Origin of the sequence: Janthinobacterium sp. OK676 (assembly GCF_900103595.1) — a bacterium.
In the GTDB taxonomy this organism is placed as follows: domain Bacteria; phylum Pseudomonadota; class Gammaproteobacteria; order Burkholderiales; family Burkholderiaceae_D; genus Janthinobacterium.
This window is the reverse complement of sequence record NZ_FNHA01000015.1, coordinates 1-20664: the sequence shown is the minus strand read 5'-3', so window position 1 is coordinate 20664 and position 20664 is coordinate 1. Positions and strand designations below refer to the sequence as shown.

At 56.8% G+C, this 20664-nt stretch carries 35 protein-coding genes; 1 reads left to right on the top strand and 34 read right to left on the bottom strand.

Going from position 1 to position 20664, the window contains the following annotated elements; genetic code table 11:
* Positions 1-73: 73 nt before the first annotated feature.
* From rpoA to creB, 31 genes are all read right to left on the bottom strand, one after another.
* Positions 74-1051, bottom strand: coding sequence for a DNA-directed RNA polymerase subunit alpha (gene rpoA / locus BLU39_RS24855; RefSeq protein ID WP_008444343.1), 978 nt, complete (start codon positions 1049-1051; stop codon positions 74-76).
* A gap of 199 nt (positions 1052-1250) precedes the next feature.
* A complete protein-coding gene (gene rpsD, locus BLU39_RS24850) occupies positions 1251-1874 on the bottom strand; it encodes a 30S ribosomal protein S4 (RefSeq protein WP_038496998.1) in 624 nt (207 codons plus the stop codon).
* A gap of 258 nt (positions 1875-2132) precedes the next feature.
* On the bottom strand, positions 2133-2537 hold the full coding sequence (gene rpsK / locus BLU39_RS24845; RefSeq protein WP_010394475.1) for a 30S ribosomal protein S11: 405 nt from the start codon (positions 2535-2537) through the stop codon (positions 2133-2135).
* A gap of 17 nt (positions 2538-2554) precedes the next feature.
* Positions 2555-2920, bottom strand: coding sequence for a 30S ribosomal protein S13 (gene rpsM, locus BLU39_RS24840; protein WP_046681666.1), 366 nt, complete (start codon positions 2918-2920; stop codon positions 2555-2557).
* Positions 2921-2934: 14 nt separating this feature from the next.
* Positions 2935-3048: a 50S ribosomal protein L36 gene (gene rpmJ, locus BLU39_RS24835; protein WP_010394471.1), complete on the bottom strand. Its 114-nt coding sequence runs from the start codon at positions 3046-3048 to the stop codon at positions 2935-2937.
* Positions 3049-3090: 42 nt separating this feature from the next.
* Positions 3091-3309, bottom strand: coding sequence for a translation initiation factor IF-1 (gene infA, locus BLU39_RS24830; protein WP_005663428.1), 219 nt, complete (start codon positions 3307-3309; stop codon positions 3091-3093).
* A gap of 18 nt (positions 3310-3327) precedes the next feature.
* Positions 3328-4662, bottom strand: coding sequence for a preprotein translocase subunit SecY (gene secY, locus BLU39_RS24825; RefSeq protein ID WP_010394438.1), 1335 nt, complete (start codon positions 4660-4662; stop codon positions 3328-3330).
* Between the two features lie 32 nt (positions 4663-4694).
* Positions 4695-5126 (bottom strand): 50S ribosomal protein L15, encoded by a 432-nt coding sequence (rplO, locus tag BLU39_RS24820; protein ID WP_034753211.1) that lies wholly within the window; start codon positions 5124-5126, stop codon positions 4695-4697.
* 30 nt (positions 5127-5156) lie between these two features.
* Complete coding sequence (rpmD, locus tag BLU39_RS24815) at positions 5157-5336, bottom strand: 50S ribosomal protein L30 (protein WP_010394435.1); 180 nt, start codon at positions 5334-5336, stop codon at positions 5157-5159.
* Between the two features lie 10 nt (positions 5337-5346).
* The gene (gene rpsE / locus BLU39_RS24810; protein WP_010394433.1) at positions 5347-5865 is read right to left on the bottom strand and encodes a 30S ribosomal protein S5; all 519 of its coding nucleotides are present in this window, start codon (positions 5863-5865) and stop codon (positions 5347-5349) included.
* 9 nt (positions 5866-5874) lie between these two features.
* On the bottom strand, positions 5875-6237 hold the full coding sequence (gene rplR, locus BLU39_RS24805; protein WP_010394431.1) for a 50S ribosomal protein L18: 363 nt from the start codon (positions 6235-6237) through the stop codon (positions 5875-5877).
* A 13-nt stretch (positions 6238-6250) separates the two neighbouring features.
* Positions 6251-6784, bottom strand: coding sequence for a 50S ribosomal protein L6 (gene rplF, locus BLU39_RS24800; RefSeq protein WP_065310145.1), 534 nt, complete (start codon positions 6782-6784; stop codon positions 6251-6253).
* 10 nt (positions 6785-6794) lie between these two features.
* Positions 6795-7190, bottom strand: coding sequence for a 30S ribosomal protein S8 (gene rpsH, locus BLU39_RS24795; protein ID WP_034753208.1), 396 nt, complete (start codon positions 7188-7190; stop codon positions 6795-6797).
* Positions 7191-7204: 14 nt separating this feature from the next.
* Positions 7205-7510: a 30S ribosomal protein S14 gene (gene rpsN / locus BLU39_RS24790; protein WP_010394423.1), complete on the bottom strand. Its 306-nt coding sequence runs from the start codon at positions 7508-7510 to the stop codon at positions 7205-7207.
* Positions 7511-7512: 2 nt separating this feature from the next.
* Positions 7513-8052, bottom strand: coding sequence for a 50S ribosomal protein L5 (rplE, locus tag BLU39_RS24785; protein WP_010394421.1), 540 nt, complete (start codon positions 8050-8052; stop codon positions 7513-7515).
* Between the two features lie 6 nt (positions 8053-8058).
* Complete coding sequence (gene rplX / locus BLU39_RS24780; RefSeq protein ID WP_034753204.1) at positions 8059-8373, bottom strand: 50S ribosomal protein L24; 315 nt, start codon at positions 8371-8373, stop codon at positions 8059-8061.
* A 9-nt stretch (positions 8374-8382) separates the two neighbouring features.
* Positions 8383-8751 carry a 50S ribosomal protein L14 gene (gene rplN / locus BLU39_RS24775; RefSeq protein ID WP_008444317.1) on the bottom strand — a complete coding sequence of 123 codons (369 nt, stop codon included), beginning with the start codon at positions 8749-8751 and terminating at the stop codon, positions 8383-8385.
* A gap of 253 nt (positions 8752-9004) precedes the next feature.
* Positions 9005-9277: a 30S ribosomal protein S17 gene (gene rpsQ, locus BLU39_RS24770; protein WP_010394415.1), complete on the bottom strand. Its 273-nt coding sequence runs from the start codon at positions 9275-9277 to the stop codon at positions 9005-9007.
* Complete coding sequence (rpmC, locus tag BLU39_RS24765; protein ID WP_010394412.1) at positions 9274-9465, bottom strand: 50S ribosomal protein L29; 192 nt, start codon at positions 9463-9465, stop codon at positions 9274-9276. The genes rpsQ and rpmC overlap by 4 nt, the downstream gene beginning before the upstream one ends.
* Before the next feature lie 12 nt (positions 9466-9477).
* Positions 9478-9897: a 50S ribosomal protein L16 gene (rplP, locus tag BLU39_RS24760; RefSeq protein ID WP_038497037.1), complete on the bottom strand. Its 420-nt coding sequence runs from the start codon at positions 9895-9897 to the stop codon at positions 9478-9480.
* Between the two features lie 2 nt (positions 9898-9899).
* Complete coding sequence (rpsC, locus tag BLU39_RS24755) at positions 9900-10724, bottom strand: 30S ribosomal protein S3 (protein ID WP_092718261.1); 825 nt, start codon at positions 10722-10724, stop codon at positions 9900-9902.
* Positions 10725-10733: 9 nt separating this feature from the next.
* Positions 10734-11066 (bottom strand): 50S ribosomal protein L22, encoded by a 333-nt coding sequence (gene rplV, locus BLU39_RS24750; RefSeq protein WP_170840583.1) that lies wholly within the window; start codon positions 11064-11066, stop codon positions 10734-10736.
* Positions 11063-11338, bottom strand: a complete 276-nt coding sequence (gene rpsS / locus BLU39_RS24745) for a 30S ribosomal protein S19 (protein WP_008444295.1) — start codon at positions 11336-11338, stop codon at positions 11063-11065. The genes rplV and rpsS overlap by 4 nt, the downstream gene beginning before the upstream one ends.
* 10 nt (positions 11339-11348) lie before the next feature.
* Positions 11349-12176 (bottom strand): 50S ribosomal protein L2, encoded by an 828-nt coding sequence (rplB, locus tag BLU39_RS24740; protein ID WP_034753198.1) that lies wholly within the window; start codon positions 12174-12176, stop codon positions 11349-11351.
* A complete protein-coding gene (gene rplW, locus BLU39_RS24735) occupies positions 12176-12493 on the bottom strand; it encodes a 50S ribosomal protein L23 (protein WP_010394398.1) in 318 nt (105 codons plus the stop codon). Before rplW ends, rplB begins: the two co-directional genes overlap by 1 nt.
* On the bottom strand, positions 12490-13110 hold the full coding sequence (gene rplD / locus BLU39_RS24730) for a 50S ribosomal protein L4 (RefSeq protein WP_034753197.1): 621 nt from the start codon (positions 13108-13110) through the stop codon (positions 12490-12492). The genes rplW and rplD overlap by 4 nt, the downstream gene beginning before the upstream one ends.
* A gap of 3 nt (positions 13111-13113) precedes the next feature.
* Positions 13114-13770, bottom strand: a complete 657-nt coding sequence (gene rplC / locus BLU39_RS24725) for a 50S ribosomal protein L3 (RefSeq protein WP_010394393.1) — start codon at positions 13768-13770, stop codon at positions 13114-13116.
* A 325-nt stretch (positions 13771-14095) separates the two neighbouring features.
* Complete coding sequence (locus BLU39_RS24720) at positions 14096-14284, bottom strand: hypothetical protein (protein WP_034753196.1); 189 nt, start codon at positions 14282-14284, stop codon at positions 14096-14098.
* 232 nt (positions 14285-14516) lie between these two features.
* Entirely contained in the window at positions 14517-15908 is a 1392-nt protein-coding gene (gene creD, locus BLU39_RS24715) for a cell envelope integrity protein CreD (protein ID WP_092718258.1), read from the bottom strand.
* An 86-nt stretch (positions 15909-15994) separates the two neighbouring features.
* Positions 15995-17416 carry a two-component system sensor histidine kinase CreC gene (gene creC, locus BLU39_RS24710; RefSeq protein WP_092718255.1) on the bottom strand — a complete coding sequence of 474 codons (1422 nt, stop codon included), beginning with the start codon at positions 17414-17416 and terminating at the stop codon, positions 15995-15997.
* The gene (creB, locus tag BLU39_RS24705) at positions 17413-18144 is read right to left on the bottom strand and encodes a two-component system response regulator CreB (RefSeq protein WP_092718568.1); all 732 of its coding nucleotides are present in this window, start codon (positions 18142-18144) and stop codon (positions 17413-17415) included. The genes creC and creB overlap by 4 nt, the downstream gene beginning before the upstream one ends.
* 165 nt (positions 18145-18309) lie before the next feature.
* On the opposite strand from creB, the gene BLU39_RS24700 reads away from it, so the two are divergent.
* Entirely contained in the window at positions 18310-18855 is a 546-nt protein-coding gene (locus BLU39_RS24700) for a tetratricopeptide repeat protein (RefSeq protein ID WP_092718253.1), read from the top strand.
* 20 nt (positions 18856-18875) lie between these two features.
* Here the strand turns inward: BLU39_RS24700 and BLU39_RS24695 are convergent, their stop codons facing one another.
* The 3 genes from BLU39_RS24695 to BLU39_RS24685 all read right to left on the bottom strand — a co-directional run.
* Positions 18876-19721, bottom strand: coding sequence for a DUF817 domain-containing protein (locus BLU39_RS24695; protein WP_092718250.1), 846 nt, complete (start codon positions 19719-19721; stop codon positions 18876-18878).
* A 170-nt stretch (positions 19722-19891) separates the two neighbouring features.
* Positions 19892-20209 carry a 30S ribosomal protein S10 gene (gene rpsJ / locus BLU39_RS24690; RefSeq protein ID WP_010394389.1) on the bottom strand — a complete coding sequence of 106 codons (318 nt, stop codon included), beginning with the start codon at positions 20207-20209 and terminating at the stop codon, positions 19892-19894.
* A gap of 179 nt (positions 20210-20388) precedes the next feature.
* Positions 20389-20664, bottom strand: a 276-nt coding sequence (locus BLU39_RS24685) for an EF-Tu C-terminal domain-related protein (RefSeq protein WP_092718247.1), incomplete at its 5' end; no start/stop codon positions are given.

Sequence of the window (20664 nt, the reverse complement as noted above, 5' to 3'; positions counted from 1 at the left end):
TCGCGGACCGGTTTGGTACTTCAAAAATAAAAGCCTGGGACACCTGTCCCAGGCAGTTTGCTACAACTTCGAATTACTTTTCCAGGCCTGCAGGCGGCCAGTTTTCCAGCTTCATGCCCAAGGTCAAGCCGCGCGATGCCAGCACTTCCTTGATTTCGTTCAGGGACTTGCGGCCCAGATTTGGCGTTTTCAGCAGTTCGTTTTCCGAACGTTGGATCAGGTCGCCGATGTAGTAGATGTTTTCCGCTTTCAGGCAGTTCGCCGAACGCACGGTCAACTCCAGGTCGTCGACTGGACGCAACAGGATAGGATCGACCAGCGGAGCGCGCGATGGCGCCTCGGCGGCGGCTTCCGTGCCTTCCAGGGCGGCGAACACATTCAACTGGTCCACCAGGACGCGGGCCGACTGGCGGATCGCTTCTTCCGGCGAGATCACGCCGTTGGTTTCGATGTTGATGATCAGCTTGTCCAGGTCGGTACGCTGTTCGACGCGGGCCGATTCAACGAAGTACGATACACGGCGCACTGGCGAGAACGACGCATCCAGAATGATGCGGCCGATGGTCTTGTTCGTGTCTTCCGACAGGCGACGCACGTTACCAGGAACGTAGCCGCGGCCTTTTTCAACCTTGATCTGCATGTCCAGCTTGCCACCGGCGGTCAGGTGGGCGATCACGTGGTCAGGATTGATCAGTTCGACGTCGTGCGGCAGGTCGATGTCGGAGGCCAGGATCGCGCCTTCGCCTTCTTTTTTCAGGGTCAGCGTTACCGAATCGCGGTTGTGGACTTTGAAAACCACACCCTTCAAGTTCAGCAACAGATCGACGACGTCTTCTTGCACGCCATCGAGGGAGGAATATTCGTGGACGACGCCAGCGATCGTCACTTCGGTCGGCGCGTAGCCTACCATCGACGACAGCAGAACGCGGCGCAACGCGTTACCCAATGTGTGGCCATAGCCGCGCTCGAACGGTTCCATCACGACCTTGGCGTGACCTGCACCGAGAGCTTCAACATCGATAATACGTGGCTTCAACAAACTGTTTTGCATGAAATGTCCTTTTCAATACCCTCGGCTCATTACACCGATAAGGCTGATGGCATTAATAAAACGCCCACTCAGCTGAGCGGGCGGGCGGAACGCTTAAAAACGACCGCAGCTACGTTATGACTCCTAGCCGTGCACATGCACTGTCTTCGTCGCCATGCCTTGCTGCGCTCATTTTGCAAGCGCCCCTCTTGAACTGCTATTAACGCGAGTACAGCTCGACGATCAGCGATTCGTTGACGTCGTTAGCGATTTCGTTACGCTCTGGCAGGGACTTGAAAGTACCTTCCATTTTCTTGGCATCAACCGAAACCCAGCTAGGCATGCCAACTTGTTCGGCCAGCGACAGTGCTTCAACGATACGCACTTGCTTTTTCGATTTTTCACGAACAGCGATGATGTCGCCAACTTTGACCGAGTACGAAGCGATGTTCACAACGATACCGTTCACGGTGAACGCTTTGTGGCTGACCAATTGACGCGCTTCAGCGCGGGTCGAGCCAAAGCCCATGCGGTAGCAAACGTTGTCCAGACGCGTTTCCAGCAACTTCAACAGCGTTTCGCCGGTGTTGCCTTTACGACGGTCTGCTTCAGCGAAGTAGCGGCGGAATTGACGTTCCAGCACGCCGTACATGCGCTTGACTTTTTGCTTTTCGCGCAGTTGGTTACCGTAGTCCGAGGTGCGGGCGCCGGATTTGACACCGTGCTGGCCTGGCTTGACGTCCAGTTTGCACTTGCTGTCCAGCGAGCGACGTGCGCTCTTCAGGAACAGGTCTGTACCTTCACGGCGGGAAAGTTTTGCTTTAGGTCCGATATAACGTGCCACGATACTTCCTTTTTTTAAATGATAACGCCCCAGCCACATGCATGATCAAACACACTGATGCGGTTAGGCGCTAGTCTGATTTGGTTTCAATCAGACGGTGGCTGAAAACGAAAAACCCGTCAAATCAAATTTGACAGGCAAGAACAGCCGGGCAGTATAACCGTTTCCGGCTCCCTGCTCTAGCGTTTTCACACAACTGTACTGAGTTACAACAGACAGCAAAGCAGCTGGCGCCGAAGCGCCCTCTGCAACACTATCTTAGATACGACGACGTTTCGGTGGACGGCAACCGTTGTGCGGTACCGGCGTCACGTCCTGGATCTCGGTGATCTTGATGCCCAGGTTGTTCAGCGCGCGAACGGCGGATTCACGACCAGGACCTGGGCCCTTGATACGTACTTCCAGGTTCTTGACGCCACACTCAACAGCCACTTTACCAGCGGCTTCCGCGGCGACCTGCGCTGCGAACGGGGTCGATTTACGCGAACCCTTGAAGCCTGCACCGCCGGAGGTAGCCCACGACAAGGCATTGCCTTGACGATCGGTGATGGTAATGATGGTGTTATTGAACGATGCGTGGACATGTGCGATGCCTTCAGCGACGTTCTTTTTAACTTTTTTACGCACGCGTGCTGATGCGGCGTTATTTTGCGACTTAGCCATAATTATTCCCTAGCGGATTATTTTTTCAGCGATTGAGCGGCTTTACGCGGTCCCTTGCGGGTACGTGCGTTCGTACGCGTACGCTGGCCACGGCAAGGCAGACCCTTACGATGACGCATGCCGCGGTAGCAACCCAGATCCATCAAACGCTTGATGTTCATGGACAGTTCACGACGCAGATCGCCTTCGACGATGAATTTACCTACTTCATCGCGCAGTTTTTCCAGTTCGCTGTCATCCAGATCTTTGATCTTTTTGTTGGTTGCTACACCGGTCGATGCACAGATTTTCTCTGCGCGTGGACGGCCCACACCGTAGATGGCCGTCAGGCCGATAACGGTATGCTGATGATTTGGGATATTAACCCCTGCAATACGTGCCATTTGTTATTCCTCGATTAACCTTGACGCTGCTTGTGACGTGGTTCCACGCAGATAACGCGGACTACGCCTTTGCGCTTGATGATCTTGCAGTTGCGGCAGATCCGCTTGACTGATGCGAGAACTTTCATTTTTGGGCTCTTTCTTTCGCTTCTTTGGTTTGATTCAGTGTGTTACTTGGTACGGAACACAATGCGGGCTCGGCTCAGGTCGTACGGCGTCAACTCCACCGTCACCTTGTCTCCAGGGAGAATGCGAATATAATTCATCCGCATTTTACCTGAAATATGCCCGAGCACCACGTGTCCGTTCTCCAGCTTCACTCGAAATGTTGCATTTGGGAGATTCTCAAGAATCTCGCCCTGCATCTGTATGACGTCGTCTTTTGCCATTCGGTATGTTTACCGCGCTTAACGCGTCGGAATTCCGCCCTTGAAATTTGCTTTGCGCAGCAGCGAATCATATTGCTGCGACATCACGTAGTTCTGTACTTGCGCCATGAAATCCATGGTGACAACTACAATAATCAATAAAGAAGTACCGCCGAAATAGAATGGTACTTTCCACTGGGCTTGCATAAATTCCGGCAATAAACACACCAGGGTGATGTAGACTGCGCCGGCAAGTGTCAAGCGTGTCAGGATCTTGTCGATGTAACGGGCTGTCTGCTCGCCTGGACGAATCCCGGGAATGAACGCACCGCTTTTCTTCAAGTTATCCGCTGTTTCCTTGCTGTTAAAGACCAGCGCTGTATAGAAGAAACAGAAAAACACGATCGCCACTGCGTACAACAGCGCATGGATAGGCTCACCAGGCCCCATCGATGCTGCCAAATCTTTCAAGAACCGCACCGCAGGGTTAGCGTTGTCGGCGCCCTTTGAAAACCAGTCCACGATAGTGGCCGGGAACAAGATGATCGAAGAAGCAAAGATCGGCGGGATCACGCCGGCCATGTTCAGCTTCAACGGCAAATGGCTGGTTTGACCGCCATAAATCTTGTTGCCTACCTGGCGCTTCGCGTAGTTGACCAATATTTTGCGCTGACCACGTTCGACGAATACAACGAAGTACGTTACCAGTGCTACCAGGATCACGATGAAAATCGCGCTGAAGCTGCCGATCGAACCATTCGACACCTGAGTGAACAAGCCACCCAACGCCGACGGCAGACCTGCTGCAATCCCGGCAAAAATGATGATCGAGATGCCATTCCCCAAGCCACGCTCGGTAATTTGCTCACCCAACCACATCAAAAACATTGTTCCGGTCAACAAAGTGACGACCGTCACGAAGCGGAATGCAAGACCAGGCTCCAACACCAGACCAGCTTGCGACTCCAGTGCGACTGCAATGCCTAACGCTTGGAACAGTGCCAGGGCAACCGTGAAATACCGGGTGTACTGGGTGATCTTGCGACGACCTGCTTCGCCTTCTTTTTTCAACGCTTCCATCTGCGGTGACACGATCGACAGCAATTGCATGATGATCGAGGCCGAGATATAAGGCATGATACCCAGCGCAAACACTGTAAAACGAGACAAGGCACCGCCCGAGAACATGTTGAACATGCCCAGGACGCCGCCTTCGTGCTCCTTGAACAGCGAGGCTAATTGTGTCGGGTCAATCCCGGGAACCGGGACGTGAGCACCGATACGATAAACCACCAATGCGCCAAGCAAAAACCAGAGCCGTCCCCAAGGGAAACCGGCCGCTGCACTTTTAGCAAGTTGTGGATTAGTCGCCAATTTTCGCTCCGATCAAGCTGTTAGCGGTCAACTCAGGCTACCGAGCCGCCGGCTGCTTCGATGGCGGCTTTCGCGCCAGCGGACACTTTCAAGCCCTTCAAATTCACCGCTTTGGTGATTTCGCCGGACAAGATCACGCGCACGTCACGGGCCAACACGCCCAGAACGCCAGCTTGCTTCAAGACCAGAATGTCGACATCGCCAACAGCCAGGTTGTTCAGATCGGACAGGCGCACTTCAGCTTTGAAGGTGGCGTGCATCGATTTGAAACCGCGCTTAGGCAGACGGCGTTGCAGAGGCATCTGACCGCCTTCGAAACCGACTTTATGAAAGCCGCCCGAACGCGATTTCTGACCTTTGTGACCACGACCCGAGGTTTTACCCAGGCCGGAGCCGATACCGCGGCCGACGCGACGCTTGTAGTGCTTAGCGCCTTCGGCTGGTGCAATAGTATTCAATTCCATGATTTGCTCCGTTCGTGTAAGCCCGAAGGCTTACCCGACAACTTTAACGAGATACGATACTTTATTGATCATGCCGCGTACGGATGGGGTGTCTTGCAATTCGGAAACCGAATTTACACGACGCAGACCCAGACCGCGCACGGTAGCGCGATGCGATTCGCGCGTACCGATCAAGCCCTTGACCAATTGCACTTTGACTGTGTTTGTCATTTTGTCCACCTTAAGCCAGAATGTCTTCGACCGACTTGCCGCGCTTGGCAGCGATATCGGAAGCAGTGCTCATTTTCGACAGGCCGTCCAGCGTAGCGCGTACCAGGTTGTACGGGTTGTTCGAACCGGTGGATTTCGCCACCACGTCCGTCACGCCCATCACTTCGAAGATAGCGCGCATTGCGCCACCAGCGATAACGCCAGTACCAGGCTTAGCTGGGTTCATCAGGACCTTGGAGGCGCCGTGACGACCAACAACCGTGTGATGCAAGGTACCGTTTTTGAGCGGTACTTTGATCAGGTTGCGACGGGCTTCTTCCATTGCCTTCTGCACGCCAACTGGCACTTCTTTCGATTTGCCCTTGCCCATGCCGACGCGGCCATCGCCATCACCAACTACGGTCAGCGCGGCGAAACCCATGATACGACCACCCTTGACCACTTTGGTCACGCGGTTGATCGCGATCATTTTTTCGCGCATGCCATCATCCGGCTTGTCGCTTTGCATTTTTGCTTGCATTTTTGCCATGATTGATCCTTAGAACTTCAGACCGGCTTCGCGTGCGGCTTCTGCCAACGCTTTCACACGGCCGTGGTAACGGAAACCGGAGCGGTCAAACGCAACTTCGGTAATCCCTGCTTTCAACGCTTTTTCAGCGACGCGCTTGCCGATCAAGGCTGCAGCAGCGGCATTGCCGCCTTTGCCGGATTGGCCTGCCAGTTCAGCGCGAACTTCCGCTTCAGCCGTCGAGGCCGAAACCAGGACTTTAGCGTCCGGGCTGATCAGGTTGGCGTAAATGTGCAGGTTGGTGCGGTGCACCGACAAGCGATTTACTTTCAATTCCGCAATCTTGATGCGGGTTTGGCGTCCGCGGCGAAGCCGTGATTCTTTCTTATCCATCGTCAGCCCCTAATTACTTCTTCTTGGTTTCTTTAAGCTTAACCACTTCGTCCGCATAGCGAACGCCCTTGCCTTTATACGGCTCAGGGGAGCGGTAAGCACGAACTTCAGCGGCTACCTGGCCAACCTGTTGACGGTCGATACCTTTGATCAGGATCTCGGTCGGGGTTGGTGTTGCGCAGGTAACGCCAGCTGGCATGTCATGCACTACAGGGTGCGAGAAACCCAGGGACAGATTCAACTTGTCGCCTTGAGCTTGCGCCTTGTAACCCACGCCTACCAGGTTCAGCTTTTTCTCGAAACCCTTGGTGACGCCAACAACCATGTTGTTGACCAGTGCGCGCAGCGTGCCGGACATGGCATTGGCTTCGCGGCTGTCGTTCGCCACGTCGAAACTCAGGGTTCCTGCATTGTTTTCCACTTTGACCTGGCCGGTGAGGGCCTGGGAAAGTACGCCCAGCGGGCCTTTTACGGTGATCGCTTGTGCGGAGATGGCGACTTCGGCGCCAGCTGGCACTACGATAGGCATTTTAGCTACTCGAGACATGTGTAACTCCTTAAGCCACGTAGCAAATAACTTCGCCGCCGACACCGGTAGCGCGTGCTTTGCGGTCAGTCATGACGCCTTGCGGAGTCGACACGATCGCCACACCCAAGCCATTCATCACAACAGGGATCTCGTCTTTACCCTTGTAGACGCGCAGACCCGGACGGGACACGCGCTCCAAGCGCTCAATGACGGGACGGCCAACATAATACTTCAAACCGATTTTCAGTTCCGCCTTGCCACCAGCTTCGGCAACAGCGAAATCTTCAATGTAACCCTCGTCCTTCAGGACGCTGGCAATCGCAATTTTGACTTTCGACGATGGCATGGCCACGGTCGTCTTTTGCACGCCTTGTGCATTGCGAATGCGGGTCAGCATATCGGCGATAGGATCGCTCATACTCATTGCATATTCTCCTATTACCAGCTTGCTTTTGTCATACCCGGAATTTCACCACGCATGGCGAATTCACGGAGCTTGATACGACCCAGACCGAATTTACGGAATGTGCCGCGCGGACGACCAGTGATGGCGCAACGGTTACGTTGACGCGTCGGGTTCGAGTTACGTGGCAGCGCCTGCAGTTTCAGGCGAGCTTCGTAGCGCTCTTCTTCCGATTTCGATTGGTCATCGACGATGGCCTTGAGAGCTTCGCGCTTAGGGGCGAATTTCGCCACCAGGTCAGCACGCTTGATCTCACGATTAATCAGTGACAGTTTGGCCATGATCAGTTCCTGAAAGGGAATTTAAAGGCGGCGAGCAAAGCTTTGGCTTCGTCATCGGTCTTAGCGGTTGTCGTGATGCTGATATTCATACCGCGCAACGCGTCAATCTTGTCGTATTCGATTTCAGGGAAAATGATCTGTTCCTTGACACCGATGTTGTAGTTGCCACGACCATCAAATGCACGGCCGTTCACACCACGGAAATCGCGTACGCGCGGCAGAGCCACGGTAATGAAGCGATCCAGGAACTCGTACATGCGAGCGCCGCGCAGGGTGACCATCGTACCGATCGGGTAACCTTCACGGATTTTGAAGCCTGCGATCGCTTTGCGGGACTTGGTGGTCACTGGCTTCTGGCCGGCGATCTTGGTCAAGTCAGCAACTGCGTGCTCGAGAACTTTTTTATCCGCGATAGCCTCACCAACACCCATGTTCAGGGTGATCTTGGTCAGGCGTGGAACTTCCATTACCGACTTGTAACCAAACTTGCTGGTCAGGTCGGCAACGACTTTTTCTTTATAGAATTCTTGGAGACGTGCCATGATTTCTTAAGCCTTCACTACTTCGCCGGAGGATTTAAAGATGCGAACTTTCTTGCCGTCCACTTCTTTGAAACCCACGCGATCTGCCTTGCCAGTCGCTGCATTGAACAATGCAACGTTGGACACGTGAATTGGCATGGTCTTATCGACGATACCACCAGTTACGCCAGTCATCGGGTTTGGCTTAGTCGCTTTTTTAGCGATGTTAATGCCGTCAACCACGATATGTTCAGCATCGATACGCTGCTGTACCACACCACGTTTGCCCTTGTCTTTCCCGGTCAGAACGATGACTTCGTCGTTTTTACGAATCTTATCCATTACGACTCCTTACAGGACTTCCGGTGCCAGGGACACGATTTTCATGAACTTCTCAGTGCGCAGTTCGCGCGTGACAGGTCCAAAAATACGGGTACCGATCGGTTCCAGCTTGGCGTTCAACAGAACGGCGGCGTTGCCGTCGAACTTCACCAGGGAACCGTCTTGGCGGCGAACACCTTTAGCGGTGCGCACAACCACGGCGTTATAAATTTCACCTTTTTTGACACGGCCACGTGGCGCAGCAACCTTAACGGTTACCTTGATCACATCGCCAATGCCAGCATAACGGCGCTTGGAGCCGCCCAATACCTTGATGCACATTACTTCTTTGGCACCGGTATTGTCAGCCACTTCGAGCCGGCTTTCAGTTTGAATCATAGTATTCTCTTTCCCAACTTAAGCCGAAGAATCCACACAATGTAGACCCACGGTCAGTCTTGGTCCCGCCAGAGCCGCCCTGCTGGGCTTCACTGTTTGGGTGCATGACCTTCATACATCAACTGACCGCGAATGCTACTGTCTGTGGCCAGACACTTTGCGGCGTTACATGAACGAAGCCCGCAAGTATTACATACAATTTGCGGGCCTGCAAGTACTAATTAAAACCCACCGCCGAAACGGTGGTTTTTATTTAAACGGTTGGTGCGGCTTGAACCACACGTGTCACCGTCCATGCCTTCGTTTTGGAGATCGGGCGACCTTCCTGGATCTCGACCGTGTCACCGGCCTTGACTTGGTTGGTCTCGTCATGCGCGTGATACTTGTTCGAACGCATGATGATCTTGCCATACAAAGGATGTTTTACGTGGCGCTCGATCAGAACGGTAACGGTCTTGTCCATCTTGTCCGAAACCACTTTACCGATCAGCGTGCGCTTGAGCGACTGTTTCACTGGTTCGTTCATTTGGCTTCCTTCAGATTCATTACCGTCTTCACACGCGCGATATCGCGGCGTACCTTCTTGAGCTGCGAAGTGTTGCTCAGCTGCTGCGTAGCGATTTGCATACGCAGGCCGAACTGTGCCTTCAACAGGTCATTCAGCTCTTTTTGCAGAGCTGGCTGGTCCTTGCCGCGGAGTTCAGATGCTTTCATATACAACTCCAATTATTGGCCGACTTGGCGCACGACAAACGTCGTAGCCAGTGGCAGTTTAGCGGCGGCAAGACGGAATGCTTCCCGTGCCAGCGCTTCATCAACGCCATCCATTTCGTACAGTACTTTGCCTGGCTGAATTTCAGCGACGTAGTACTCAGGATTACCTTTACCGTTACCCATACGGACTTCAGCCGGTTTGTTCGAAATCGGTTTGTCCGGGAAAATACGGATCCAGATACGGCCACCGCGCTTGATGTGACGCGTCATTGCACGACGCGCCGCTTCAATTTGACGCGCAGTGATACGACCGCGCGCAACTGCCTTCAGACCGAATTCGCCAAACGACACGGCGGTGCCGCGGCTGTGCGAAATACCGGTATTACGGCCTTTCTGCTCTTTACGATACTTTCTGCGTGCTGGTTGCAGCATGATTATTCTCCTGCTTTCTCAGCTGGTGCTGCTGCGGCGGCCGGTTTAGCGGCGGTACGCACACGTGCACCTGGTGCTGTGGATGGTTTCGCACCGGCACCGGCTGGACGTGGACGGCCAGCTGGCTTGCCATCGTCACGGCGTGGGCCGCGGCTTTTCTTCTCGTCAGCTGGGGTATCGATGACTGGTGCATCGCCGTTAGGCGCGCGGTCACCTTTGTATACCCACACCTTGACACCGATGATGCCGTAGGTGGTCGACGCTTCGCTGGTACCGTAGTCGATATCTGCGCGCAGGGTATGCAGAGGCACGCGGCCTTCGCGGTACCATTCTTTACGTGCGATTTCGATACCGTTCAGACGGCCGGACGACATGATCTTGATACCGAGAGCACCCAGGCGCATTGCATTTTGCATTGCACGCTTCATGGCGCGGCGGAACATGATCCGTTTTTCCAGCTGCTGCGAGATCGAATCGGCGATCAGTTGCGAGTCGATTTCCGGCTTGCGAATTTCTTCGATGTTCACGTGAACAGGCACGCCCATGATCTTGGTCAAAGCGGACTTCAGTACTTCGATGTCTTCGCCTTTTTTACCAATGACCACGCCTGGGCGCGAGCTGTAGATCGTGAAGCGCGCGTTCTTGGCTGGGCGCTCGATAACGATGCGGCCAACGGAAGCGTTCTTCAGTTTCTTTTTCAGGTAAGCACGTGCTTTCAAGTCTTCGTTCAGCATGGCAGCGAAATTACCGTTGCCTGCATACCAGCGCGAAGCCCAGTTACGGGTGACCGCCAGACGGAAACCGGTTGGATGAATTTTCTGACCCATCGTGGCTCCTTAGTTACCGACAGTCACGTAAACGTGACAGGATTGTTTCGAAATACGGTCGCCACGGCCTTTTGCACGCGCGGTGAAGCGCTTCAGGACGGGGCCCTTTTCGACGTAGATCGTTTTCACGAACAATTCGTCGATGTCCGCGCCATCATTGTGCTCGGCATTCGCAATAGCGGATTCCAGAACGCGTTTGATGATCGCAGCACCTTTTTTCGGGCTGAATTGCAAGATGTTGAGTGCAGCGTCAACTTTCTTGCCACGGATCAGGTCAGCAACCAGGCGGCCCTTTTGGTCCGACAGGCGCACACCTTTGAGGATAGCTTTAGTTTCCATTATTTCTTAGCCTTTTTGTCAGCTGCATGGCCCTTGAACGTACGGGTCAGTGCGAATTCGCCGAGCTTGTGACCAACCATGTTTTCGGAAACATAAACCGGCACGTGCAGCTTGCCGTTATGAACCGCGATCGTCAGGCCGATAAAGTCAGGCATGATTGTCGAACGACGCGACCAGGTTTTGATTGGCTTTTTGTCTTTGGCAGCTTGCGCAGCTTCAACTTTTTTCACCAGGTGGGCGTCACAGAACGGCCCTTTTTTCAATGAACGTGTCATGTGCTACCCCTTATTTCTTGCCGCGGCGCGAGACGATCATGGAAGTAGTACGCTTGTTGCTGCGTGTCTTCTTACCCTTAGTCTGTTGGCCCCAAGGCGAAACTGGATGACGACCAGCTGCTGTTTTACCTTCACCACCACCGTGCGGGTGATCGACCGGGTTCATGACCACACCGCGAACGGTAGGACGAACACCGCGCCAGCGCATCGCACCAGCTTTACCGATTTTACGCAGGCTGTGCTCGGCATTGCCGACTTCACCAACGGTTGCACGGCACTCGATGTGCACGCGACGTACTTCACCCGAGCGCAGACGCACTTGAGCGTAGGTACCTTCACGGGCCATCAGCACAACGCCAGCGCCGGCGGTACGTGCCATTTGGGCACCTTTACCTGGCAGCATTTCAACGCAATGCATCACGGTACCGACTGGGATGTTACGGATTGGCAAGCAGTTACCCGATTTGATCGGTGCTTCCGAACCGTTCATCACGCTGTCGCCAACGGCCATGCCTTTGGTTGCGATGATGTAGTGACGTTCGCCGTCGGCGTAGCACAGCAGAGCGATATTCGCGGTGCGGTTTGGATCGTATTCGATACGTTCCACTTTCGCTGGAATACCATCTTTGGTGCGCTTGAAGTCGATCAGGCGGTAGTGTTGCTTGTGACCACCACCGATATGACGGGTGGTGATGTGACCGTTGTTGTTACGACCAGCGGTCTTGGATTTCTTTTCAACCAGAGCAGCGAATGGACGACCCTTGTACAGGTCGGCATTCACCACCTTCACCATGCCGCGACGGCCTGGCGAGGTTGGTTTCATCTTAACGAGTGCCATTATGCAGCCTCCTCGGAGAAGTTGATTTCCTGGCCAGGCTTCAGGCACACGAAAGCACGCTTGGTATGGTTACGACGACCGTTGAACTTGCCGGTGCGCTTTTGCTTACCTTCGCGGTTTGCAGTTTGCACGGACAGAACTTCAACCTTGAACAGCAGTTCGACCGCTGCCTTGATTTCAGGCTTGGTTGCATCCGGCAGTACGCGGAATACAATTTGCTCGTTCTTTTCCGCGACCATGGTGGCCTTTTCGGAAATCACGGGCGCCAACAGCACCTTCATCAAGCGTTCTTCGCTATGTTTCAAAATCGCGCTCATGCCAGCATCTCCTCAATCTTGGCCAATGCAGCTTTGGTGACCAGGATCTTCTTGTAGAACACCAGGGACATCGGGTCAGCGTGACGTGGCTCAACGACGAGTACGTTAGGCAGGTTGCGCGATGCCAGTTCCAGGTTTTCGTTCAGAACGTCGGTGATGATCAGAACCGAATCAAAGCCCAGGCCGTTCAATTTTTGCGACAGCAGCTTGGTTTTTGGCGCGTCGATCGTCAGATCGTCGATGACGATCAGGCGCTCTTCGCGAGCCAGCTGCGACAGGATCGAGCAGATACCTGCGCGATACATTTTTTTGTTCACTTTGTGGGTGAAGTTTTCGTCAGGCGAGTTCGGGAAAATCCGACCACCGCCGCGCCACAGTGGCGACGACGACATACCAGCACGAGCGCGGCCGGTACCTTTTTGGCGCCATGGCTTTTTCGTCGTGTGGTGAACTTCTTCACGGTCTTTTTGCTTGCGGTTACCACTACGTGCATTCGCTTGATAAGCGATGACGACTTGGTGGATCAGCGCTTCATTGTAGTCACGGCCGAAAATCGTATCGGCTGCAGCAACGTTCGAGGCGGCTTGACCTTGCGCATTCAGAAGCTTGAGTTCCATCGTTTAAGCTCCCTTCTTGGCTTTGGTTTTGATGGCTGGCGAGACAACTACCTGGCCATTTTTCGCACCTGGAATCGCGCCTTTGACCAGCAACAGCTGACGGTCGGCATCGATACGGGCGATCACGAGGTTCTGGATCGTACGGTTAACGTCACCCAGATGACCGGTCATGCGCTTACCAGGGAAAACGCGACCTGGATCTTGTGCCATACCGATGGAACCTGGAACGTTATGCGAACGCGAGTTACCGTGCGTTGCACGGCCAGAAGCGAAGTGGTAACGTTTGATAACGCCTGCATAGCCTTTACCGATGGTAACGCCTTGCACGTCGATCTTTTGACCGACTTCGAACAGGGAAGCAGCGACAACATCGCCAGCTTTCAGTTCAGCGGCTTTGGCAGCGTCGACACGGAACTCTTTCAACAGAGTACCGGCTTCAACACCAGCTTTAGCGTGATGACCAGCAACAGCTTTGGTCACGCGGGAAGCGCGACGTTGACCGAATGCGACCTGAACAGCGGAGTAACCATCTGTTTCAGGGGTTTTGATTTGCGCAACACGGTTGTTCGATACGTCCAACACGGTGACAGGAATCGAATCCCCTTCATCCGTGAAAATGCGCATCATACCAACCTTGCGACCGAGAAGGCCTAGGCTCATTTTTTCTCCATTCCCACCTGCGATTGGGCGGGGCTTGTTTAACTACAAAGTAACGTAGGACTCAAAAAAGACGAATCCATACCGAAGCCGGCTAGTATATAGCACAAAAACCCTTGACGCAACAAGTTAACACGAGGTATGTCAAAGTGTTGCGCGACGCCCCTGCGGGAGTTGTCGGCGCGCCGGAAAAATGCCGCCGCAAGCCAACTTGACGGGCGCAAAGCACGGCGCCATGCGCCCTGGCGGGCAATGGCAGAAACACACAGAGCGCGCAATGGCTTGCGCGCCCTGTCCTGCACTTCCCGGGCCTGGCGCCCGGAAAAGCTTATTGCTGGCAGTTGATCAGGCAATGCTGGTACAGATCTTCGCAGATGGGGCTGCCGCCGAGGTGCGCCCGGCAATTGGCCACTTTTTGCCCGCACTCGCTATAGCACTGCGTGACATCGCCAGCGGCAAACGCATACGAGGCGCTCAGGCCCAGCGCAAACAGGAAAGCCATCGACTTCTTGATCATATTTCATCTCCGTTTATCAGATGGAAGAACAACCAGGACGACACGCCATCCTCGCACCGCCCCGGGCAGGCGCCGCGGCGCCCGCCATTACTTAAAAAGCAATGCCAATAGAATACCGTAAACAATACCAACCAACTACCAATTAATGCCGCCGCCAAACAAAAAGCCAGCCCGGACAGATCACCGTCCGGGCTGGCTGCAAGCGTTACGGCGCATGGCGCCCGGGCCGCTCCTATTCCTGCGGCGCTCCTTTGCCAATCTGATACCAGTCCACCTTGCGCGTCGCCACCATGATGGCGGCCAGCACGGCAAACAGCAGGATGCTGCCCATCACCAGCGCATTGTTTTCAGAATTGAGCAAGCCGTACAGGGCGCCATACAGCATCGTCAGCGCCACGCCGAAGCCGATGCCGCGCCAGGCGTTGTGCAGCACGTGCACCAGGTAAAAGCTGGTCAGCACGATACAGGCGGCGCTGGCGACCAGGTAGGCGGTGAGGAAGGCGATGTGCTCGGCCAGGCCCACCAGCAGCAGGAAGAAGATCACCAGCGACAGACCCACCAGCAGATACTGCACCGGGTGGATCGGCAGGCTTTTCAGGATTTCAAAGATGAAGAAGGCGGCAAAGGTCAGCGCCACGAACAGCAAGCCATATTTGGTGGCCCGGTCCGACTGCGAATACACATTCACCGGCTCGATGAAGCCCACGCTGAAGCGGTCCACCTGGCCCAGCGGCGCGCTGTCGGGCACCTTGAACTCGCCCTCGATCGTGCTCAACTGCGTTTGCGCATTCGTGGCCAGCGAGGAGATGCTCCACTCGACCTGAAAGCCGTCGGCGTTGATCTGGCGGTGTTTCGGCGACGGCAGGAAGCGGCCGCCAAACTGCGGATGGGGCCAGTTCGACTTGATGCTGATCTGGCTGTTTTTCGCCACCGGCACGAAATGCTGGCGTTCGATGCCGTCGAGACCCAGGTCAAAGCTGAATTTCACCTGTTGTGCTTGCGCCAGCGCCATGGCACCCAGCGGCGCGTGAAGGCCGCTGCGGAAGGCAAACAGGTCGGTGCCCTGCTCGAACTCGATCTTCTGGCCGCCCCAGTCGATTTTCGGGATATTGCGGATGCCGCGCACGTCCTCGATGGACAGGGCGACGAAAGGCGCGCCCAGGGTCACGCGCGAGTCCGGCGACTTGCGCGGCAGCTGGCTGCCGGCCGGCACCGTGAAATCGCCCTGGAACGCATGCTGGCCGCTGTAGACCAGCACCTGGTGAATGCCGCGGTAGCGGCGGTCCGCGTCGATGCTGCCGTTGACCAGCAGGTTGTTCGGGTAGACGAGAAAGCGGCGCTGCACCGTGCGGCGCAGCAACTCCGTGCGTACGGGCGCTTTCACTTCCTTGTCATCACCCTTGGCCACTTCCACGCGCTCTTCGTACTGTTCCGTGTAGGGAATCACGAGGATGGGGCCGATGATGGTTTGTTCGCGCACCGAATCGGCGGCGATGCTGTTGACGGCTTCCTGGCGGAATTCCATCCGCTCCTTGATCGTTTCCTGAATCATCAGCAAAGGCAGGCCGATCAGCAGCATCAGGCCGAACACGATCAACGCTTTGACTAACAGAGTTTTTTGCATGGCGCATCCTTGAAGTAAGGCGGCCAGTGTAAAAAAGCTGTGTGCGCTGACGATGCAGTCTGTGTGAAGCGGGAGAATAAAGTGCGCTAGGCTAGTGGCAGGCACAGGCGCGCGCAAGCGCCGCCCTCCGCATGGTTGAGCACTTCGACCGTGCCGCCATGCAGCGAGGCCACCTCGCGCACGAAGGGCAAGCCCAGGCCCGTGCTCTTGCCGGCGCTCGGGCGCGGCAGGGAATAAAAGCGCTCGAAGACGCGTTCCTGCGCATACGCGGGGATGCCCGCGCCGCGGTCGCGCACGGCAATTTCCACCTGACTGCCCTGGCGCCGCGCCGTCAGGTCGATGCAGCTGCCGGGCGGCGCAAAGCCGGCAGCGTTGTCGAGCAAATTGCCCAGCGCCTGACGCAGCAGCAGAGGGTCACCCGCCACGCTCGCCTCTTCCGCCTGCACCTGCAGACGCACGCCGCGCGCCGCCAGGGTGGCGGCCCCATCCTGTGCCACTTGCGCCAGCAGGGGTCCCAGCGCGATGCGCTCGGGGTGATCCAGGCGCTGCTGCTTTTCCACGCGGACCAAAGCCAGCAGCTTGTCGATCAGCTGCCGCTGGCGCGCGTTCTGCTCCAGGATGCTGGCAAGGAACCGGCGGCGCTCGGCCGGCGGCATGTCTTCCTGCAGCAGCTCGGCCGAAGCCTGGATGGCGGCGATCGGGCTTTTCAATTCGTGCGCCAGGGTGTGCATCAGCTGCTCCACGTATTCCTTGCCCTCGAGGCGCGTACGCATCGCCTCCAGCGCCCTGCCCAGCGTACCGATCTCGTTCGTGCCCAGCGCCGGCAGCGCCACCTTGCGCCCCGCTTCCACGTCGCCGATATAGTCCATCAGCTTGCCCAGCGCATGGTGCAGCCACCAGGCGAACGCCAGGCCGATCAGCAGCGACAGCAGCAACAGGATGGCGCCGCGCTGCAATATCTTGCGCTGGCTGCGCTCGACAAACGCCTGCACGCTGGCATTCGGCTTGGCCACCGTCAGCACGCCGATCACCTCGTTGCCGTCGCGAATCGGCGCGGCCACGTGCATCACCGTCGACATCTCGTCGTCCGGCCGGCTGCGCGTGCTGCGCGCGCCATACTTGCCCTGCAGGGTCAGGTACACATCATTCCAGCGCGAATAGTCGCGCCCCACGTCGCGCCCGCTGGAATCGAACAGCACGATGCCGCGCCGGTCCGTGATGGTGATGCGGTAATCGAGCGTGCGCTTGCGCACGCCATTGATATTGACGTCCACGCCATGGCGCGCGTAATCCTGCATGCGTTCGGCCACGGGCGACTGCGCCAGCGTGCCCGCCTTCACGTCGGGCGCCACCAGGCTGGCCAGCAGCTGCGAGGTATCGACGAGGGTATCTTCCAGGGTCGAGCGCACGCCCGGCTTGACCTGCTCCATGAAGACGTTCAGCAGGAACCATGCGGCCAGGCCGACGACGAGGAAATAGCCGAGCAGGATGCGCAGGCCGATCTTCATGCGCCAGCCAGGCTGTAGCCGAGGCCACGGTGGGTGTGGATGGGGTCGGCCTGCGCATCGACGGCGCGCAGCTTGGCGCGCAGCGACTTGACGTGCGCGTCGACGGTGCGCTCGAGCGTGTCGGGCGCGCCGCTCCACACGCGCTCCATCAGCTGCGCGCGCGACAGCACGTGGCCCGGATGCTCGAGCAGGGTTTTCAGCAACAGGTATTCATAGCGGGTCAGGTCCAGCGGCCGGCCGTGGAACAGTACCTTGGCTTCCAGCGCGCGCAATTCAAAGCGCGCCGGCGCGGCCGGAGCGACGGGTGCGGCTATCGTCATGCCAGTCTCGCGCGGCGCCTGAGCGACACCCGCGCGGCGCAGGATGACGCGGATGCGCGCCACCAGTTCGCGCGGCGAAAACGGCTTGGTGACGTAATCGTCGGCGCCGATTTCCAGGCCGACGATACGGTCGATCTCGTCGCTGCGGGCCGTCAGGAAGATCACCGGAATCTCGGAAAACTGGCGCAGCCGGCGGCACACTTCCAGCCCGCTCATATCGGGCAAGCCCACGTCGAGCACCACGAGAACGGGCATCGGCGCGGCTTCGCCGGGGATGGGACGCAGCGCGTCCAGCGCTTGCTCGCCCAGCATCACATGGCGCGGCGTAAAGCCGTCCGTGCGCAAGGCATAGGCGATGCTGTCGGCAATCGCCTGTTCATCTTCCACGATCAGGACAGTCTTGGACATGGCGGCGGCACGCATTAATGGACAAGCCCGGAGTATCCCTGAAGCACGCAAGCAACGTCAATTGTGCGGGCTGGCAAAAAGCCACCCGCTCAAAAAAACTTATAGTATATTTATTACGGCATGACTCCACCGATACACCGTGTTTGACACCCGTCCGAGGAGACTATGAAGACCCATACCATCAGCCTGCTATGCGCCGTCAGCCTGCTGGCCGCCTGCGCGGCGCCAGCGACGCTCACCACCTCCAATGAACAGCACGATGCCTGCAACGCGGCCGAACTCAAAGGCCAGTTTGGCGAAGCGGAACTGGCTTGCGTACAGGCGCTGCGCAGCGCCGAGCAGGCCGGGGCCAGCGCGGACATCCTCTCGCAGCGCCAGTACAACCTGGGCCGCATCAAGCGCTTGCAGGGCAAGAATGCGGAAGCCGAGCAGCTGTACCGGCAAGCGCTGGCCACGGAAGAAGCGGCGCAGCCGCGCAGCGATGCGCGCGTCGGCCGCCGCATGGTGGAACTGGCGTCGGCACTGGCCGCGCAAGGCAAGTGGCAGGAAGGCACGGAATACCTGGAAAAAGTGCTGCCGCTGCTGCCGAAGCTGTCGCCCGCCTCGCGCACCTATTCGGCGGAAGTGCTGCGCCAGTACGCCAAGCACTTGCAAGGCGGCCCGCAAGCGGCGCTCGGCAACCGCTTCGAGGTGGTGGCGGCAAGCTTGTAATACATCGTCCCGGCGCCCGGCTAATGCCGGGCGACGTGGATGCTGGCCTTGATATGCTTGAGGTGGGCCACGATGGTGAACGTCATCACCACCAGCAGCGACCATGAACTCCATTTGCTGACGTGCACGGCCGACCACGCGCCAAGCTGGTTCGGGTAGCGCCACACGCCCCAGAAGGTGCTGATGTTTTCGGCCAGCCAGATGAAGAAGCCGACCAGCACGAAACCGAGCAGCAAGGGCATGCTGCGGTCGCGGTCAAGCGGGCGGAACACGACGGTGGTGCGCGCATACAAGCCCAGCGCGCACGCGGCCAGGTACCAGCGGTAGTCGCCGATGTAGTGATGGGTGAAGAAGTTGGCGTAGATCAGCAGCGCGATCAGCACCGCCATCCAGTACGGCGGATGGTGGCGTATCCGCATGTCGAGCAGGCGCCAGGTCTGGATGATGTAGCTGCCGACGGCCGCATACATGAAGCCGGAAAACAGGGGCACGCCGAACACCTTGGTGTAGGCGAAGTCGGGATAGCTCCACGACTGGATAGCTCCCGATACCTTGAACACTTCCAGCGCGAAGCCAACCAGGTGAAACAGGCAGATGGCTTTCAATTCATCCCACGTTTCCAGCCCGCTCCAGACCATCGCGCCCTGGATCGCCAGCGCCGCCAGCAGCAGCACGTCATAGCGCGGCAGGCCGAACAGGCCGGCGCGCGGCACCAGGAACACGGCGGCGAAAAACAGGCCCACGAACAGGCACGACCTCGCCTCCTTGATGCCGAAATACAGGAATTCGGTCAGGAAGCGCGGCCAGCCGCGCAGGCGCTCACGGGGAGTGGCATTTAACAGATGGGTATCGAGGGCGTTAAGCATGCAGCAACTTTATCGGCCGGCCGCGGCACTGTAAAGCGATTTTGCAGAGGTGCGCCGTTGCCGCCAAGGTTGGGCGCCACCAATAGCAATGGGGCCGGGCGCACTCACGATCGTGAGCAGGCCCGGCCCCATCATCAGGCAGCGGGACACCCCGCCAGCCTTAAATACGATTATTGCAGTTTGATTTCAACATCAACACCAGCTGGCAGGTCCAGCTTCATCAGCGCGTCAACGGTTTTGTCCGTTGGGTCAACGATGTCCATCAGGCGTTGGTGCGTACGGATCTCGAACTGATCGCGCGAAGTTTTGTTGACGTGCGGGGAACGCAGCACGTCGAAACGTTGAATACGGGTAGGCAGTGGTACTGGGCCTTTGACGACAGCGCCGGTGCGCTTCGCGGTTTCAACGATTTCCAGAGCGGACTGGTCGATCAGTTTGTAATCGAAAGCCTTCAGGCGGATACGGATTTTTTGGTTTGGTGCCGACATGATATTTCCTTAAAAGAACGAACCGCGCGGTTTGCACGGCAATGAGGTCATACGGGAATTTCTGACGCAACAACTGTCAGGGTCGACATGATAGCACCAAAATGCTTGCCAACCCCGGCAGTTGAATAAAAAGAAGGGCGCCGGGCGACGACGCGTCTTCTTTTATGCGGGCTTAAGAATTAAGCCAGGATTTTTGCAACAACACCAGCGCCGACGGTACGGCCGCCTTCGCGGATAGCGAAGCGCAGACCTTCTTCCATCGCGATCGGGTTGATCAGCTTGACGGTGATCGACACGTTATCGCCTGGCATGACCATTTCTTTGTCTGCTGGCAACTCGATCGAACCGGTCACGTCCGTCGTACGGAAGTAGAACTGTGGACGATAGTTGTTGAAGAATGGCGTATGACGGCCGCCTTCGTCTTTCGACAGAACATAGATCTCGCCGGTGAAGTG

Coding starts and splice junctions, on each gene's coding strand:
- rpoA (WP_008444343.1), bottom strand. CDS start 1,051: ATGCAAAACAGTTTGTTGAAGCCACGTATTATCGATGTTGAAGCTCTC.
- rpsK (WP_010394475.1), bottom strand. CDS start 2,537: ATGGCTAAGTCGCAAAATAACGCCGCATCAGCACGCGTGCGTAAAAAA.
- rpsM (WP_046681666.1), bottom strand. CDS start 2,920: ATGGCACGTATTGCAGGGGTTAATATCCCAAATCATCAGCATACCGTT.
- rpmJ (WP_010394471.1), bottom strand. CDS start 3,048: ATGAAAGTTCTCGCATCAGTCAAGCGGATCTGCCGCAACTGCAAGATC.
- infA (WP_005663428.1), bottom strand. CDS start 3,309: ATGGCAAAAGACGACGTCATACAGATGCAGGGCGAGATTCTTGAGAAT.
- rplO (WP_034753211.1), bottom strand. CDS start 5,126: ATGGAATTGAATACTATTGCACCAGCCGAAGGCGCTAAGCACTACAAG.
- rpmD (WP_010394435.1), bottom strand. CDS start 5,336: ATGACAAACACAGTCAAAGTGCAATTGGTCAAGGGCTTGATCGGTACG.
- rpsE (WP_010394433.1), bottom strand. CDS start 5,865: ATGGCAAAAATGCAAGCAAAAATGCAAAGCGACAAGCCGGATGATGGC.
- rplR (WP_010394431.1), bottom strand. CDS start 6,237: ATGGATAAGAAAGAATCACGGCTTCGCCGCGGACGCCAAACCCGCATC.
- rplF (WP_065310145.1), bottom strand. CDS start 6,784: ATGTCTCGAGTAGCTAAAATGCCTATCGTAGTGCCAGCTGGCGCCGAA.
- rpsH (WP_034753208.1), bottom strand. CDS start 7,190: ATGAGTATGAGCGATCCTATCGCCGATATGCTGACCCGCATTCGCAAT.
- rpsN (WP_010394423.1), bottom strand. CDS start 7,510: ATGGCCAAACTGTCACTGATTAATCGTGAGATCAAGCGTGCTGACCTG.
- rplE (WP_010394421.1), bottom strand. CDS start 8,052: ATGGCACGTCTCCAAGAATTCTATAAAGAAAAAGTCGTTGCCGACCTG.
- rplX (WP_034753204.1), bottom strand. CDS start 8,373: ATGGATAAGATTCGTAAAAACGACGAAGTCATCGTTCTGACCGGGAAA.
- rplN (WP_008444317.1), bottom strand. CDS start 8,751: ATGATTCAAACTGAAAGCCGGCTCGAAGTGGCTGACAATACCGGTGCC.
- rpsQ (WP_010394415.1), bottom strand. CDS start 9,277: ATGAACGAACCAGTGAAACAGTCGCTCAAGCGCACGCTGATCGGTAAA.
- rpmC (WP_010394412.1), bottom strand. CDS start 9,465: ATGAAAGCATCTGAACTCCGCGGCAAGGACCAGCCAGCTCTGCAAAAA.
- rplP (WP_038497037.1), bottom strand. CDS start 9,897: ATGCTGCAACCAGCACGCAGAAAGTATCGTAAAGAGCAGAAAGGCCGT.
- rpsC (WP_092718261.1), bottom strand. CDS start 10,724: ATGGGTCAGAAAATTCATCCAACCGGTTTCCGTCTGGCGGTCACCCGT.
- rpsS (WP_008444295.1), bottom strand. CDS start 11,338: ATGACACGTTCATTGAAAAAAGGGCCGTTCTGTGACGCCCACCTGGTG.
- rplB (WP_034753198.1), bottom strand. CDS start 12,176: ATGGCACTCGTTAAGATGAAACCAACCTCGCCAGGCCGTCGCGGCATG.
- rplW (WP_010394398.1), bottom strand. CDS start 12,493: ATGAGCGCGATTTTGAAACATAGCGAAGAACGCTTGATGAAGGTGCTG.
- rplD (WP_034753197.1), bottom strand. CDS start 13,110: ATGGAACTCAAGCTTCTGAATGCGCAAGGTCAAGCCGCCTCGAACGTT.
- rplC (WP_010394393.1), bottom strand. CDS start 13,770: ATGAGCCTAGGCCTTCTCGGTCGCAAGGTTGGTATGATGCGCATTTTC.
- BLU39_RS24720 (WP_034753196.1), bottom strand. CDS start 14,284: ATGATCAAGAAGTCGATGGCTTTCCTGTTTGCGCTGGGCCTGAGCGCC.
- creD (WP_092718258.1), bottom strand. CDS start 15,908: ATGCAAAAAACTCTGTTAGTCAAAGCGTTGATCGTGTTCGGCCTGATG.
- creC (WP_092718255.1), bottom strand. CDS start 17,416: ATGAAGATCGGCCTGCGCATCCTGCTCGGCTATTTCCTCGTCGTCGGC.
- creB (WP_092718568.1), bottom strand. CDS start 18,144: ATGTCCAAGACTGTCCTGATCGTGGAAGATGAACAGGCGATTGCCGAC.
- BLU39_RS24700 (WP_092718253.1), top strand. CDS start 18,310: ATGAAGACCCATACCATCAGCCTGCTATGCGCCGTCAGCCTGCTGGCC.
- BLU39_RS24695 (WP_092718250.1), bottom strand. CDS start 19,721: ATGCTTAACGCCCTCGATACCCATCTGTTAAATGCCACTCCCCGTGAG.
- rpsJ (WP_010394389.1), bottom strand. CDS start 20,209: ATGTCGGCACCAAACCAAAAAATCCGTATCCGCCTGAAGGCTTTCGAT.